The organism is Myroides sp. LJL119 (genome assembly GCF_054871605.1).
Map to the genome: position 1 here is coordinate 559536 of NZ_JBTXLO010000001.1, position 16258 is coordinate 575793.

At 32.0% G+C, this 16258-nt stretch carries 11 protein-coding genes; 5 read left to right on the plus strand and 6 right to left on the minus strand.

What is annotated here, in order from left to right; all coding sequences use genetic code 11:
• Position 1: 1 nt before the first annotated feature.
• The 4 genes from ACYSNV_RS02505 (at position 2) to ACYSNV_RS02520 (ending at position 4944) form a co-directional block, all read left to right on the plus strand.
• Positions 2 to 1627 carry a S8 family peptidase gene (locus ACYSNV_RS02505; RefSeq protein WP_461760981.1) on the plus strand — a complete coding sequence of 542 codons (1626 nt, stop codon included), beginning with the start codon at positions 2 to 4 and terminating at the stop codon, positions 1625 to 1627.
• 68 nt (positions 1628 to 1695) lie between these two features.
• The gene (locus ACYSNV_RS02510; protein ID WP_461760982.1) at positions 1696 to 3591 is read left to right on the plus strand and encodes a M1 family metallopeptidase; all 1896 of its coding nucleotides are present in this window, start codon (positions 1696 to 1698) and stop codon (positions 3589 to 3591) included.
• A 75-nt stretch (positions 3592 to 3666) separates the two neighbouring features.
• Complete coding sequence (gene rnpA / locus ACYSNV_RS02515; RefSeq protein ID WP_461760983.1) at positions 3667 to 4068, plus strand: ribonuclease P protein component; 402 nt, start codon at positions 3667 to 3669, stop codon at positions 4066 to 4068.
• A gap of 87 nt (positions 4069 to 4155) precedes the next feature.
• Positions 4156 to 4944, plus strand: coding sequence for a tyrosine-protein phosphatase (locus ACYSNV_RS02520; RefSeq protein WP_461760984.1), 789 nt, complete (start codon positions 4156 to 4158; stop codon positions 4942 to 4944).
• Positions 4945 to 5155: 211 nt separating this feature from the next.
• Here the strand turns inward: ACYSNV_RS02520 and ACYSNV_RS02525 are convergent, their stop codons facing one another.
• Both ACYSNV_RS02525 and ACYSNV_RS02530 read right to left on the minus strand, forming a co-directional pair.
• On the minus strand, positions 5156 to 6658 hold the full coding sequence (locus ACYSNV_RS02525; protein ID WP_461760985.1) for a lytic transglycosylase domain-containing protein: 1503 nt from the start codon (positions 6656 to 6658) through the stop codon (positions 5156 to 5158).
• A gap of 63 nt (positions 6659 to 6721) precedes the next feature.
• Positions 6722 to 7912 (minus strand): phosphoglycerate kinase, encoded by a 1191-nt coding sequence (locus ACYSNV_RS02530; protein WP_461760986.1) that lies wholly within the window; start codon positions 7910 to 7912, stop codon positions 6722 to 6724.
• 298 nt (positions 7913 to 8210) lie between these two features.
• Here ACYSNV_RS02530 and ACYSNV_RS02535 point away from each other — a divergent pair, with 298 nt between their 5' ends.
• A complete protein-coding gene (locus tag ACYSNV_RS02535; protein ID WP_461760987.1) occupies positions 8211 to 9359 on the plus strand; it encodes a DNA polymerase III subunit in 1149 nt (382 codons plus the stop codon).
• A gap of 12 nt (positions 9360 to 9371) precedes the next feature.
• Here ACYSNV_RS02535 and ACYSNV_RS02540 read toward each other — a convergent pair whose 3' ends face one another.
• The 4 genes from ACYSNV_RS02540 to mnmG form a co-directional block, all read right to left on the minus strand.
• Entirely contained in the window at positions 9372 to 11645 is a 2274-nt protein-coding gene (locus ACYSNV_RS02540; RefSeq protein WP_461760988.1) for a helix-turn-helix domain-containing protein, read from the minus strand.
• Between the two features lie 129 nt (positions 11646 to 11774).
• A complete protein-coding gene (locus ACYSNV_RS02545; RefSeq protein ID WP_461760989.1) occupies positions 11775 to 12371 on the minus strand; it encodes an OmpH/Skp family outer membrane protein in 597 nt (198 codons plus the stop codon).
• A gap of 231 nt (positions 12372 to 12602) precedes the next feature.
• Complete coding sequence (locus tag ACYSNV_RS02550) at positions 12603 to 13454, minus strand: class I SAM-dependent methyltransferase (RefSeq protein ID WP_461760990.1); 852 nt, start codon at positions 13452 to 13454, stop codon at positions 12603 to 12605.
• Positions 13455 to 14347: 893 nt separating this feature from the next.
• A complete protein-coding gene (gene mnmG / locus ACYSNV_RS02555; RefSeq protein ID WP_461760991.1) occupies positions 14348 to 16225 on the minus strand; it encodes a tRNA uridine-5-carboxymethylaminomethyl(34) synthesis enzyme MnmG in 1878 nt (625 codons plus the stop codon).
• Positions 16226 to 16258: the final 33 nt, after the last annotated feature.

Here is a 16258-nt window from a genome sequence, read left to right on the forward strand (position 1 = left end):
AATGAGACTGATTAAACCAATCTATCTTTCGGCTACACTAGCCTTAGCATTGGCTAGCTGTGGGTCAACAAAAAACCTAACATTTACCCCCACTCCAGACATGGAAAACCTTTCTAAAAAGCAAATTCCATTGAGTGTAGAAGATTTTAACCGTTGGAGTCACCTAGATATTCAAAAGGATTCTGTTCCTGGAATGTCTGTAGATAAAGCATATGAACTTCTTTTAAATAATAAACCTATTCCAGCTAAAATTATAGTAGGTGTAATTGATTCAGGAGTAGAAATTGATCATGATGATCTAAAAAATCATATTTGGACAAACCCAAAAGAAATAGCGGGAAATAATATAGATGATGATAACAATGGATATGTAGATGATATACATGGTTGGAATTTTCTAGGTGATGCGGTTCACGAAAATGTTGAACTTACCCGTATTGTTAGACGTGGAGATGATGGATCTGAACAGTACAAAAGAGCTTTTGAGGAATATACAACCGAGAGAAATAAAGCATTAGAAACAAAAGTTAGAGCGCAAATGCTTCAACGTGCTAACTTACGTCTTGCAGAATACTTAGATAAACAAAACTATACACTTGAAGATTTAGAAAATATATCAGAGACTGCACCACAAGAAATTATCCAAGCTAAAGAAAAAATTGAGAAAGTTTTAAAAGATGGCCGTTCATTGAATTGGGTAGCTAATTATGAAAAAAGCGTTGAAGGGAAACTAAACCATCACTACAATAAAGACTTTGATGGAAGAAGTATTGTGGGTGATAATCCTACAGATATTAATGATCGCATATACGGAAACAACAATGTAATTGGCCCAGACCGCGATCAAGCTGCTCATGGAACACATGTCTCAGGAATTATAGCTCAAACAAGAGGAAATGATCTAGGTGGTGATGGAGTTGCATCAGATGTTGTTCAAATAATGACAATCCGAGCAGTACCAGATGGTGATGAATATGATAAAGATATTGCTTTAGGTATTCGTTATGCTGCTGATAATGGAGCAAAAGTTATTAATGGTAGTTTTGGAAAATACTACCAGGAAAACAGCCAATGGGTTCGTGATGCTATAAAATATGCAGAATCAAAAGATGTCCTAATTGTAGTTGCTGCGGGTAATGATGCAAAAGACTTAAATGTTCCTGGAGGTATTGAAAGGTACCCTAACGACAATGTAGCTATGGGACCTGAGATTGCAGATAATTTCCTTGTAGTTGGAGCTCTAGCACCAGAACTTGGTGAAAAAATGGTAGCAAGTTTTTCAAACTATGGACATTATGATGTGGATGTATTTGCTCCTGGAGTTCAAATCTATGCAACGGTTCCTCATAATACATACGACAAATACTCAGGTACTTCTATGGCGTCGCCAAATACTGCTGGTGTAGCTGCATTAATACGCGCCTATTACCCAGAATTTACAGCTGCCCAGGTAAAGAAAATTCTAAAAGACTCTGGAGTATCTATTGATCAACAAGTAATTGTAGGAAAAAATAAAGAAGTTAGAAACTTCAAGACTATCTCTACTTCTGGTTCTATTGTAAATGCATACAACGCTTTATTACTTGCAGAACAATTAGCAGAAAATAAGGTCCTTTACAAAAAATAAAAACTAACTATAATATAAGCTTCCATGATTTTTTTGTCTGGAAGCTTATCCTATTTCAACCTATCACTATGAAAAAAATTTTACTTACCTTAACCCTAACAGCTATTAGCATTGTTAGTTCCGTAGGACAAAACAATCCTAATCCTGGATATTGGCAACAGCATGTAGATTATCAGATGGATGTGAAAGTCGATGTGAAAAAATTCACCTATTCTGGAAATCAAAAACTAATCTATACAAACAATTCTAACGACACTCTTAACCGCGTGTTTTTCCATCTATATTACAATGCTTTTCAGCCAAATAGTGACATGGATGCGTTACTACAAAATATAGCCGACCCTGATTCAAGAATGGTCGATACCAAAACCGTAAGAGGAAGAACTATTAAAGAAAGTCGAATAGCAAAATTAAAACCAGATGAAATTGGCTATTTAAAAATAACTAACTTAAAGCAAAATGGTAAAGAACTAGCCTCTAAAGAAGTAGGAACCATCTTAGAAGTTACTTTAAAAGAACCTCTTGCTCCTAATTCGAGTACTGAAATTACATTAGATTTTAAAGGACAGGCTCCTAAGATGATTCGTAGATCAGGACGTGAATCTAAAGAAGGTGTTGCGTTATCAATGGCTCAATGGTTCCCCAAAATGGCGGAATATGACTATGAGGGCTGGCATGTAGAACAGTACCTAGGACGTGAGTTTCATAGTGTTTGGGGAGATTTCGATGTAAAAATTACAATCGATAAGAACTATACCTTGGGAGGAACTGGAATTTTAGTTAATGCAAATGAAATTGGTCATGGATATCAAGATGACCCAAGTGTGCCTGTAGCACCAACTAAAGACAAAAATTTAACATGGCATTTCAAAGCAGAAAATGTATTAGATTTTACTTGGGCGGCAGACAATAATTATATACATGATATCTACCCAGGACCAAACAATGTAAAACTACATTTTTTATATAAGAATGATCCAGATATTATCGAAAATTGGAAAAAATTACAACCAATTACTGCTGATTTAATGACTTTCTTCAACCAAAATGTTGGTCTATATCCTTATAGTCAATATTCAGTTATACAAGGAGGTGACGGAGGAATGGAATATTCAATGTGTACCCTTATAACTGGAGGAAGAAATATGTCTAGTTTAATCGGAGTTACTGCTCATGAACTTGCCCATAGTTGGTTCCAACATGCTTTAGCTACAAATGAAACCAAACATGAATGGATGGATGAAGGATTTACTTCTTTTATTTCGGATTTAGCTATGGTTAAAATATTAGCAGACGACCAACAAGAAGATAAAAACCCATTTGGTTCAACTTATAAGAGTTATTACAATTTAATTTCAAAAGGTATGCAGGAGCCATTAACAACTCATGCGGACCATTACCTTACAAATCGCGCATACTCAACATCAGCCTACAGTAGAGGTTCTATTTTCTTAACACAATTAGCTTACATAATTGGATGGGAAAATATGATGCAAACTCTAAAGGAGTATTATGCAAATTATAAATTAACGCATCCAACACCTAATGACTTTAAACGCACTGCTGAAAAAGTATCAGGTGCTGTTTTAGACTGGTACATGATTGACTTTACGCAAACAAATAATACGGTTGATTACGCAATTCAATTTGTTGAAGAATTACAAAAGGGGCAATCTTTAGTTACTTTGGAGCGAATCGGTCGTGCTGGAATGCCACTAGATATTCTAGTTACCTATCAAGATGGGACTATGGAATCATTCTATATCCCATATTCTTCAATGCACTGGGTAAAACCAAATCCTTATGTAGAATTAGAACGTACAATCTTAGATCCTTGGGGATGGGCACAACCACAATATAAGTTTATCATCAACAAACCTAAAAGTTCTATTAAAAGCATCATGATTGATCCAAGCCAATTTATGGCTGATGTAAATCAAGAGAATAACCTATATCAGAACTAATAAATAAAAAGAGTTACTTAACAGTGACTCTTTTTTTTTTTTAAATATTGAGAAGCTTTTTCATAACTTTGCTTTATGATTGAAAGTTTAAAATACACTTATCCAAAGAAGGAAAAGCTAAAAAGCCATACGGTAATAGATTCCATGTTTTCCCAAGGAAAAACAGTAAGTAAATATCCTTTACGTATAGTTTATATTCCTGTTACTAATAAAGAAAATCTTCCTTTAAAAGTTGGTGTATCAGTTTCAAAGAGATATTTTAAAAAAGCCGTAGATAGAAACTATTTTAAAAGACTTCTAAGAGAATCTTACCGTTTAAATAAACACCTTCTGATTAATAAACTGGATCAGCCCTACGCCATGATGATCTTTTACCAAACAAAAGACAGACTTAACTATGAGCAAATAAATCACAAAATGGTTAAGCTCATGGAAAAATTCATCGAACAAATAAATAAAACTAATAGTACTAATTAGCTCAAAGGCAGAGCTAGATTGTTTTATTGGTAAATTTTCTTTAATTTAACTAGGTTAAATCTCTAGTTTAATATAAAAAGAAAATCTATGCTAAAACACGCTTTTACTTCCAATCTACAAAATACTTCCACAACTAACTATTTGTTAGAAAGTCAGCCCAACTTTAGAGATTTAGGAGGATATATAACACGCGAAAAAAAATACATAAAAAAAGGGTTAATCTATCGTTCGGGACAATTAAACGGATTATCAATAACAGATCAAACAAAGCTCTCCAATCTTGGTGTTGACACTGCAATAGATTTTCGAAGTCAGCAAGAAATAGATAGTAATAATTCACCAATGCCTCTTTGCATACATCAAGTGATTGAACTTTCTATTAACCCTGGGAATTTGAAATTTTCAACTATTCAGAATATGATTCAAACTGGAGAAGTTGAGCAGTCAGAACATTTTTTAATGGATATAAATCAACAACTTGTTCTGCACAATCAAACCCAATTCAAGTCCTTCTTTAATATCTTAGAACATAGAAAACAAACGCCTTTAGTTTTTAATTGTACCGCTGGAAAAGATAGAACAGGACTAGCGGCAGCTCTTTTTCTAAGTGCCTTAGAAGTAGATAGACAAACCATTTATAATGATTACTTGAAAACTAATCAAAGAGTCGAACCTTTTATAAAAAATATTCTAACAACCTATAAATTAGATAATCCTAAACAAATACAAGCCACGATAAATTTAATGAGTGTCAAATTAAGTTATATTCAATATGCTTTTAAAACAATTGACAAGCACTATCAAAACGTAGATAATTTTCTAGACAATATTTTAAAAGTAGATAGATTACGTTTAAAAGAACTTTATTTAGATTGACGAAATTACTGCTTTAAGGCCTTTACTTTATCACTAACATGAGTTTATGTCTAATTTTTGTAAAGTGTTTTAAAAATGCCTTTAAAACACCTTTAAAAACACATATTAGATTGTTTTTGATTTTAAAGAAGTATTAAAAATAAAAAATCCTTCATAATTTGAAGGATTTCTTTTTATTCTGTTTATATCAAAACACGTTACTTCTATAAATTTAATTTATGCGCAACTTCATACCAGGATGTAATGCATCGGTATCATGCATATTGTTCCATGACTTTAGCTTGGCTATAGTAACCCCAGAAAATTTTTTACTAATTGAATATAAAGAATCGCCTTTTCTAACTGTATAATAAGAGTTTCCTGTTGGTTGAGCTACAACGGATTTACTTACAACAAGCTTTCTGCCTGGGTAAATTAAATTACTCTTTAAATTATTCATGTTTTTTAACTGGGCTACACTAATTCCATATTTCTTGGCTATTATTCCTACACTTTCACCTCTTTTTATAGTATGATACTTGGTATTTATTGTTGAGGAAGAGGCCATAGAGCTTTCTTGAAGAAAGTCCGGTTGTTCTTTATCTAAATTGACTAAATCCAAATAGGCGTAAATTTTTTGCTCGTTAGATGCCAAAAGCCCTACTTTATCAATAGGTAAACGAATAGGATTATCTTTACCAGAAATGAATGGAACTACTTTGAGTTTATAAACAGGGTTTAAAAAACTTATTTCTTTTTCTGGAATATCCAATATTTCAGATAGTTGCTCAAAGGAGATCATTTTCTTCAAAGAAACAGTATCGGTTTGAACAAGTTCCAAAGGAGTATACTCACTTGCCACTAAGCCATGCTCTTTAGCATATTCGAAAATATACATAGTTGCATAAAACGCGGGTAAATAATTTTGAGTTTCCCTTGGCAAATTTGGTCTTATATTCCAATAATTCTTTTGTCCTTGTGATCTTCGAATTGCTTTGGCCACATTACCTGGACCTGCGTTATAAGAGGCTAGAACTAAATCCCAATCTTCAAACATATTATATAAGTCTGCTAAAAATTTTGCTGCAGCCTGTGTACTTTTTAAAGGATCAATACGCTCATCGATATATGAATTTACCTCTAAGTTATATTGTTTACCAGTAGCAAACATAAACTGCCATAATCCGGTAGCACCTACTCTACTTCTAGCCTGTGGATTTAAAGCAGATTCTACAATAGCTAAATATTTCACTTCCAAAGGTACATTGTATTGCGCTAGCTTGTCTTCAAACATTGGAAAGTAGTACTGAGAAAGTCCGATTAATCGTTCAAAAGAACGTCTCCTATTTTTCAAAAAGGAATGAATTACCTTTTCTAAGGTTGGATTATACTGAATTTCAAAAGGAGTTTTTTCATTTAATAACGCTAATCGCTGTTTTAATAATTCTGTGCTCAATTCCGTATTTGACAACTCAGCGTTTTCAAAGTCAATCTCAGATAGGTCACTTTCCATATCTAAATAAAGATCTTGACTCATTAACTCATTTAACCAGCGTTTTTCTATAGTTGCTCCAGCTATGTGGTCCACAAAAGTTAGCTTAATGGAATCCAGGTAAGTCTTAGGATCGGTTGTTTTAAGCATTATTTCCTCTTTTATATCATCTTGTTGGTTTTGCCCATAAGTTGGAAGTGTTATTAGCCCCAATAAGGATAAAATAAGTCCTTTGTAGTTCATATTTATCTATTATTATAAAAGCTGCCTTGCTATAACGAAAGCAGCTTAATCTTATTATTTTCTTTATTTTTCAATGGCAGCAATACCGGGTAATGTTTTTCCTTCAAGCATTTCTAACATAGCACCCCCTCCTGTTGAGACGTAACTCATCTTTTGGGCTAAATCAAATTGTTTAACCGCAGCAACAGAATCTCCTCCTCCTACTAATGAGAATGTACCTTTTTCAGTAGCCTTGGCAATAAACTCTCCAAGGGTTATAGTTCCGTTTGAAAATTTATCAATCTCAAAAACTCCTAAAGGACCATTCCATAAAATTATTTTCGATTCATTAATCACAGATTCTAACTCTTTTAAAGTTTTAGGTCCTACATCTAGCCCCATCCAACCTTGAGGTATATCAAAGGCATCAACAACTTTGGTATTTGCATCAGCTGAAAAAGCATCTGCCGCAATAATATCCACTGGTAAATGTATTTGAACATTCTTAGCTTTAGCTTTTTTAAGAATCTCTAAAGCTAATTCTAATTTATCATCTTCCACTAAGGAGTTTCCGACCTGACCTCCTAAAGCTTTAATAAAAGTAAAGGTCATACCTCCCCCGATAATCATATGGTCAATTTTATCTAAAATATTCTCAATAATAGTAATTTTAGATGAAACCTTAGAACCTCCTAAAACAGCAGTAACAGGTTTTTCAGTACTTTTCAGTACTTTATTCAAGCTTTCTATCTCTTTGGCTAGAAGGTAACCAAAACATTTATTTTGTTTAAAAAAATCAGCAACTATTGTAGTAGAAGCATGGGCTCTGTGAGCTGTACCAAAAGCATCATTAATATAAAAATCAGCTAATTCCGATAACTCCTTAGCAAAGTCTCTATCTCCCTGCTCTTCTTGCGGATAAAAACGTAAATTCTCTAATAAAATAATATCACCTGGCTTACTATTGTCAATGATATCTTTAACTTGTTTTCCGATACAATCATTTACAAAAGTTACGGGACGACCTAAAATATGCTCTGTCTCTTTTACAATATGTTTTAGAGAAAACTTTTGATTCTTCTCTCCTTTTGGTCGACCTAAGTGAGACATTAAAATAGCAACACCACCTTGATTTACCACTTTTTCAATAGTAGGCTTAGCAGCTTGAATACGGTTTGCATCCGTTACATTTCCTTCCTCATCTAAAGGCACATTAAAATCAACACGGATTAAAACCTTTTTGTTTTCAAAATTAAAATTATCGACTGTTTTCATTGCTTAAAAATTAGAGCTTTTTTAGATTAATGCTTACAAATATAATTCTTTTTCTTAACCAAAAAATGCATAAACCTAATACTCAATTGATTTCATGGTTTTAAGGGAGTAAATTTTCTATTTAAGACTCTCACCTTAAAGTGTCTATTGGTAAAACAAAACAAGATTAATTTTTATATCTTTTTTTCTTACTTAACTATTTTACGTCTCACACCCTCTATCTGTTTTTAGCATTATTTTTGTAGGTTAATACAAAAGATTAATTTCTTTAAATGATGAATTACTTTATATTTGCCTTATGGAGTTTTCACATATAGTAGGTCAAAGTCACATAAAAGAATCGTTGATAAATAATGCGAATAATGCTAGAATACCGCATGCCCAACTTTTTATTGGTCCTGATGGTTCAGGTACTTTACCTATGGCTTTAGCCTATGCCAAGCACATTTTGTGTAATTGCAATGCTAAGCTAAGCATGGGAGGTAGAGAAGCTTGTGATCTGAAAGTAGAAAATTTTTCCCATCCTGATCTACATTTTGTCTATCCGGTAACTACCACTGAAACAGTTAAAAAAAACGCAACATCTGATAATTTTTTAACACAATGGATTTCCTTTCTAAAAAATAATCCATACGCAAACCTCTCTGATTGGTACTCTTATATTGACGTTCAAAATAAGCAAGGACAAATTGGTGTAGATGAGGCTTTAATTATTACAAAAAAACTGGCATTAAAATCTTATGAAGGAGGTTATAAGATTATGATTATTTGGATGGCTGATAAATTAAATGTGGAAGCCTCAAATAAACTTTTAAAACTTTTAGAAGAGCCACCTATTAAAACTTTATTCTTACTTATTGCCGAGAATCAAAAAAATATTCTACCCACTATTGTATCTAGATGTCAAATAATAAATTTTAATATTCTCCCAACGCATCAAATACAACAGGCTTTAATAAACACTACCAATTGTACAGAACAACATGCCAATCTTATTGCTAGACAATCACAAGGTAATTATAATAAAGCACTAAAGTTAGTAGACACAAAAGATCAAGTAGAGCCTTTTGAAAAATGGTTTGTTCAGTGGGTACGTGCAGCTTTTAGAGCTAAGGGAAATGCTGCAGTTATACAAGAATTAATTCAATGGAGCGAAGAATTAGCAAGTATAGGTAGAGAACAACAAAAATCATTTTTAGACTTTTGTATTGAACTATTTCGTCAAGCACTATTGTTAAATTATAAAGCTGCTAACTTGGTTTATTATCAAACCACAGTGGAAAATTTTAAACTAGAGAATTTTGCTCCATATGTTAATGGAGCTAATATTCAAGAAATTTTTATTGAATTATCTCAAGCCATCTATCACATTGAAAGAAATGGTAATGCTAAAATGATTTTCACTGATCTATCAATTAAATTAACCCGGTTAATTCACAAAAAATAAGATTTCAATATTTTATTGACTTAGATAACTTTGATAGAGCCTTAATTCCTCCCAGGAAAATTCATCTGCAACCTTTGCTTTAATTTGTGTCAAACTTTGTTGATCAAATTCGGCAAAAACTTCTGCAAGTTTATCTAACTTATCCTTATCTAAAACCTGATCAATAGTAACAATTTTATCTTTTATTAATTTAGCAATATGAGAATTAATAGTAGTTTGTGATAACTTCCTAATTTCCGCAATTTCAGCTATACTATGTCCAGCTTGATAATATTCTAACGTAATTGTTACGGTAGGCTTTTTATTTAATTTAGGCTCTTTTTTTGATGAGCTATATTCAGACAAATCTATATCCTGATTATCAACATCTAATCTAGTGGACCTTAGTAAATTGGCAATATTAACCAAGTGGTTAATTTTATAACTTGATATATCTTGATCTTCTAATGACTCTTTATTTATTGGTTTACCATCATTTATAATCTCTACTAATTTTTTGGCTTTTTTAAGTAGTAAAACGTTATTCAATAAATCATCTTCCAATAAAATTAGTTCTTGATAAAAAGTTTTTAAACTTCTTTTACCTTTAACCTGAGCGATATTAAAAAGTAACTCAAAAACAAGATGATCTAATTGAGGAAAAAAGTAATCATATGCTTTGTTTATACGCTCTTTTATAAATTCAATTCGATAAGGATCACTATGGAACAATCCGTAGAGTTGCTTAACAAAGTTTTGCGAATGCACCAACATCTTATCAATAGTTGTCGTACTTTTCTGCGCCCAACCCCTATAAGGTGTCTTAGGACTTCTATCACTCTCATTATTATAGGTATTTAAATGAGTATGCCATAAATGCGACATACCATTCCAATTAAATGTCTTTATAAAAAATTCAGCAAGAAAAGCCTTTTCTTGTTGTGCTAATTCCAGCTTTAAATAATCATCTTGTGCTTTATTTTTAGCAAAGCACATAACATCATAATCATTAACCAATCCATTCATTTGAATTGCAGAGAGTAAAACTAATCCTTGTAAGCTACGAAGTCTAGATAAAGCAACGTAGGCTTGACCAGGTAAAAAAACAGAAGACACATCTAAAACAGCTTTGTCGAAAGTTAATCCTTGACTTTTATGAACCGTTATAGCCCATGCTAATTTCAAAGGATACTGTACAAAGGTTCCCATTACTTGCTCTTGTATTTCTTTGGTATTAGGATCAATTGAATATTTAATATTCTCCCATTCATATTTATCTATTTCAATAGATTTATTTTCCTGCTCAAAATAAACAACAACTTGATTTGTAGACAACGATTTAATTACTCCCATTTTTCCATTATAAAATTGCTTTTCAATGGAAGTATCATTCTTTACAAAAATCACTTGAGCTCCTTGTTTTAATTTCAATATAGGATCTAAAGGATAAATTTTTTCAGGAAACTCCCCTATGATCTCCGGAGGATAACTAAACTCTTTACCTGATAGAACGGCTAAAGCCTCTTCATTAATTCTATCTGCTTTAGCATTATGGGTGCTTAAGGTAATATAACCTGGATTTTTCATCACATCAAAATCAGGACGTATAAATTTATTTAAGGTTTGTAAGTCTTTTTCACTTACTGTATTATTTCGTAAATTATTTAAAATACCAATAAATTCAGCCTCCGACTGTCTGTAAATTGTTTCTAACTCAATATACAAAGGCAAATTTTCTTGCAGTACAATAGAGTGGAAAAAATACATTCCATTATAATAGCGTCTTAAAATATCCCATTCTTGATCTCTAACAACAGGTGGTAATTGCAGTAAATCCCCAATAAACAATACCTGTACTCCTCCAAAAGCTTTTCGGTTACCTCTTATGGTTTGTAACATGTAATCCATTGCATCTAAAACATCAGCACGAAGCATGCTTACTTCATCGATTACTAGTAATTCTAAATTTTTAAAAATAGATCTCCTAACCGAATTCATTCGCATGTGTTTACGCAACGATACTCTATTCTCCACTTTTAAAGATGCATCAAGCATAGGTGGATTAACACTATCAGGAATAAATGCTCCAAAAGGCAGATGAAAAAATGAGTGAATAGTAACTCCTCCAGCGTTTAAAGCTGCGATACCAGTGGGGGCCACAATAACTGCTTTTTTATGAGTAGTTCTAATTATTTCTTTAAGTAAAGTAGTTTTACCAGTGCCCGCCTTACCAGTTAAAAATATATTTCGGTTAGTTCTATTTACAAAATCTAAGACATATTGTGCTTGCTTTGAAAAAGTAGTCATGAAGGTAATTTTAAGCCAAATTACAATAAAATGTTGATACAAGGTAATTTAAAAATCTTAGTAGATTTTCTATTAATAAACAAAGGAGCATATAATATGCTCCTTTGTATAAAACCTTTGATAAAAAAACTAGTTATCAGTCTTTTGCTCTTTACTAGTTGTATCTTCCTTACTAGTTACATCTTCTTGTTTAGATCCTTGCGCCTGAAACTTATCATTTAATTCTTTAACAATAATATCTGTAATATTATATTGCTCTTTAGCAAATATAATTGTCGAAGCATCTTCCGTATTGAAAACGTAATCTAAATTATTCTTTTTAGCGTAATCACTAATATGTGATTTCACTTTTTCAATCACAGCATCCATTGCAGCACCGCTTTCTTGTTGTAAAGCTTGCATTAAAGTTTGTTGCTTATATTGTAATTCTTGCTCTTTTTGTTGTAATTCTTGAGCTTTACTCTGAGCCCAAGCTTGACCTTTAGCAGCAGCATTTTTTTGAAAGCTTTCTACCTCTTTTTGGAACGCAGCAATCTCACTTTCTAAAGCTTTACCTTTTTGCTCTGACTTGCTTTTAAATTCTACTTCCATATTTTTAACCTCTACATATTCTTTAAGTAGAAGATTTGAATCTACGTATGCCGTTTTAATTTCATTTGTAGAAGAAGAACTATTACAAGCCATAAACATTGCAGCTAGTCCTAATGTTAAAATACTTTTCTTCATTTCCGATTTTTTTAAGTATGTAAAAATAACAAAACTTTCAAACGAATATTAAAAAAAACACATTATTAGAAAAATCTATTTGTAAATAAGAAACTATCAAAATACCTTATGGATTTTCGTCTTATTTAAAGCGATTTAAGCAACTTAAAATAAATAAACACAACAACTACACATAAGAGATGTAAAAATGCCTTAAAATACTTTAATTTAATTAAAACATTCAAAAAGTAGTCAATTATCCTTTCTAAAGATATATGTTAAGGAAGAGTAGTTCATATCTTGTTTTGCTTGCACATTAGATTTCAATCCTATCCAAAATGCCTTAATCCAATTTTTCTTTCCTGTCTTATATTGCTCTGACAACAAACTAATATAAAAACTATCTAAATATAAAGGTTGTAATCCAATTGGTGTGAAATCGTAACTAGTAAATAATTTTGCCATCGCCTCGCGAGAAAAATGCCAAATATGTCTAGGTACATCATATGCCGCCCAAAACTCTTTATAGTAAACAGCGTCATAAGATTGGTAATTTGGTACAGCAACTAAAATAATCCCATTTGGCTTTAACAAACGGCGTAACTCCAATAATTGTTTATCTAAGTCAGAGACATGCTCCAAAACATGCCACAAAGTTATAACCTCTATAGAACCACTTTTTATTTCTTTGGTACTTGCTACTAAATTTATTCCTTTTGCAATTGCTAATTCACTTGCAAGTAAACTGGGTTCATATCCTACTGTATTCCATCCTTTACTCTTTGCATGTAAAAGAAACTCTCCAGTTCCACAGCCTATATCTAATAGGGTTCCACCGGCATCATGAATTGATTCTATCCATTGTAATTTTCTTGAAATACTATTTTTTTTTGCAATCTGATAAATTCTATTAAAAAAACCTTGTTTTGAGTCTATATGCGAAATGTAAGATTCACTTTGATAATAACGTCCAATTTGAGAAAGATCTGGCTCCGGCTCAGTCTTTAATAAAAGGAGTTCTTTATCTTGAAATAAAGAAAATCTCTCCTTAGTAATGCTATGATCTTCTACATCTAAAAACTTAATACTTGGATTTATTTTCATGGTACCTTTAAATTTACAAAACAAATATAAACAACTATGTTCATAAAATAAACAAAGACATAATTGTGAATCCACACTGATGAAATTTTAATACCTTATTAATAATTTATACTAAGTGTAAAATATAATTTGAAGTTACAATTTCTATTATATTTTATCTTATTTAAAAAGTCAATCTACTGCAGGTCATGTTTACAATGTATTAAAATATTAAATATATTTTCAATACTATTTACTTAAGAAGAAACAAATTTACTACTTCCTATTTATTAAAATATATTTTGATTACAATTTTAATTTATAGTTATTAAGAATCTAGAATCTAAAAAAACTAAAAACACTTAGTCTTCTAAATTACCGTATTTGAACTCTATTAATAACTGTGGCTAATAAAGCCTTTAAAAATGTGTCTATTAATGGTTAATTTCGATTAGATCTCAACAATATACTTACATAAAAATATGCCAGTAGTACTCCTATGAGGATTTTGACTTCATATTAAAAGCCTTAAAGTTAAATAAGACTCGTTATTTTTTTTCTCTACCCAATGTATTTATAAAAGTAACATTCTTGCCCAATTTATTTTTTCAAAAAGGAAAATATTATTTTTCTAAAAAGAACATGGATTCATTAATATATTCTACTATGAATGTCTAAGGTTAAAAACAAAATTTACACTGAAATTATAGATTGCGTTATAGCTTCTTTTAAAGTATTTACACTTCATTAATGCCTTTTTAAAGTATATAAATAAGTTAGCTTTTACTATTTTTTATACATTTAGAGAAACCAGAAATAATTAGTTTCTAGATAAATTTTATATAAACAAAAAAAGGTATGTATGTTCCACGTGAAACATACATACCTTTTTATTGATATATTTTTAATTGAACTTAACGTCCCATATGTATCAGCAATATAGAAATATCAGTTGGAGTTACTCCACTAATTCTTGATGCTTGAGATATTGTTATAGGTCTAATATTTTTTAATTTCTCACGTGATTCAAAGGAAAGTGATACAATCTTATCGTAATCAAAATTATCAGGTATTTTAACATCTTCTAATCTTGTTAATTTATCAGCATTATTTTTTTCCTTTTCTATATAACCCGAATACTTCACTTGAATCTCTGCCTGCTCAATTACTTCTTGATCTAAATTATGCTCTTGAATATAGGCTTGTACTTTTTCAAACTTTAATATATCTTCTAACTCTATCTGTGGTCTAGAAAAAACTTTAAACATCTTATCAGGCTGAGTCATTAAAGAAGATCCTTTAGCTTGTAAAATAGGATTTGCCTCTTGGGTTTTTACGCTTGTATCTTTAAAGAACTGCACGAAATTTTCTGCATTCTTCAACTTATGTTCCATTCTTCTAAGACGTTTTTCAGAAGCTAAACCTAACTGATAACTTTTAGGAGTTAAACGGAAATCGGCATTATCTTGACGCAACAATGTTCTGTACTCAGCACGAGAAGTAAACATTCTATAAGGCTCTTCAGTACCCTTGGTAATCAAATCGTCTATTAAAACACCAATATAAGCTTCATCTCTCCTTAAAATAAAAGGGTCTTTCTCAGTTATCTTCAAGTGCGCATTTATACCTGCCATTAATCCCTGGGCAGCTGCTTCTTCGTATCCTGTCGTTCCGTTAATTTGCCCAGCAAAATATAACCCATCAACCAACTTGGTTTCTAATGTATGTTTTAGCTGTGTAGGTGGAAAATAATCGTATTCAATAGCATAACCTGGGCGGAATATTTTTGCATTTTCAAAACCTACAACCGATCTTAATGCTTTAAATTGAATTTCTTCGGGTAAAGATGTAGAGAAACCATTAACATAAATCTCACATGTATTCCAACCTTCAGGTTCCACAAAAATCTGATGTCGATCCTTATCAGCAAAACGATTAATTTTGTCCTCGATAGATGGACAATATCTAGGTCCTATACTCTTAATTCTACCTGTAAACATAGGAGATCGATCAAACCCCTCACGTAACAAGTCATGAACCAAAGGCGATGTATATGTCATGTGACATGCACGCTGTTCTTTTAAAGGATTAGTTACATCCATATACGAGAATTTAGCAGGTACAGCATCACCGGGTTGAATCTCCATTTTGGAGTAATCCAAAGAGCGACCATCTACACGCGGAGGCGTACCAGTTTTCATTCGACCAGAGGTAAAACCAGCATTAACTAAATCCTCAGTAATACCATAAGCTGCCCCCTCTCCTGCTCTACCACCACCGAATTGTTTTTCTCCTATATGTATAAGTCCATTTAAGAAAGTACCATTAGTCAAAATTACAGTCTTTGACTTAATCTCCAAACCTAAATTGGTAACAACACCCTTCACTTTACCATCTTTAATGATAAGTGATTTAACCATGTCTTGATAAAAATCCAAATTAGGAGTACCTTCTAACATCAATCGCCAAGTTTCAGAAAATCGCATTCGATCCGACTGTACTCTTGGAGACCACATTGCAGGACCTTTAGATTTATTCAACATCTTGAATTGAATGGCAGTTTGATCAGACACAATTCCCGAATATCCACCTAAAGCATCAATCTCGCGAACTATTTGTCCCTTTGCAATACCACCCATTGCCGGATTACAGGACATTTGGGCAATGTTCTGCAAACTCATTGTAATTAATAAAGTTTTTGACCCCATGTTTGCTGCTGCAGCGGCAGCTTCGGATCCAGCATGACCAGCACCCACTACAATAACGTCATATGTATCTTGAAATATACTCATTGTTCCACGTGAAACATTAAAATTAAACTTTGA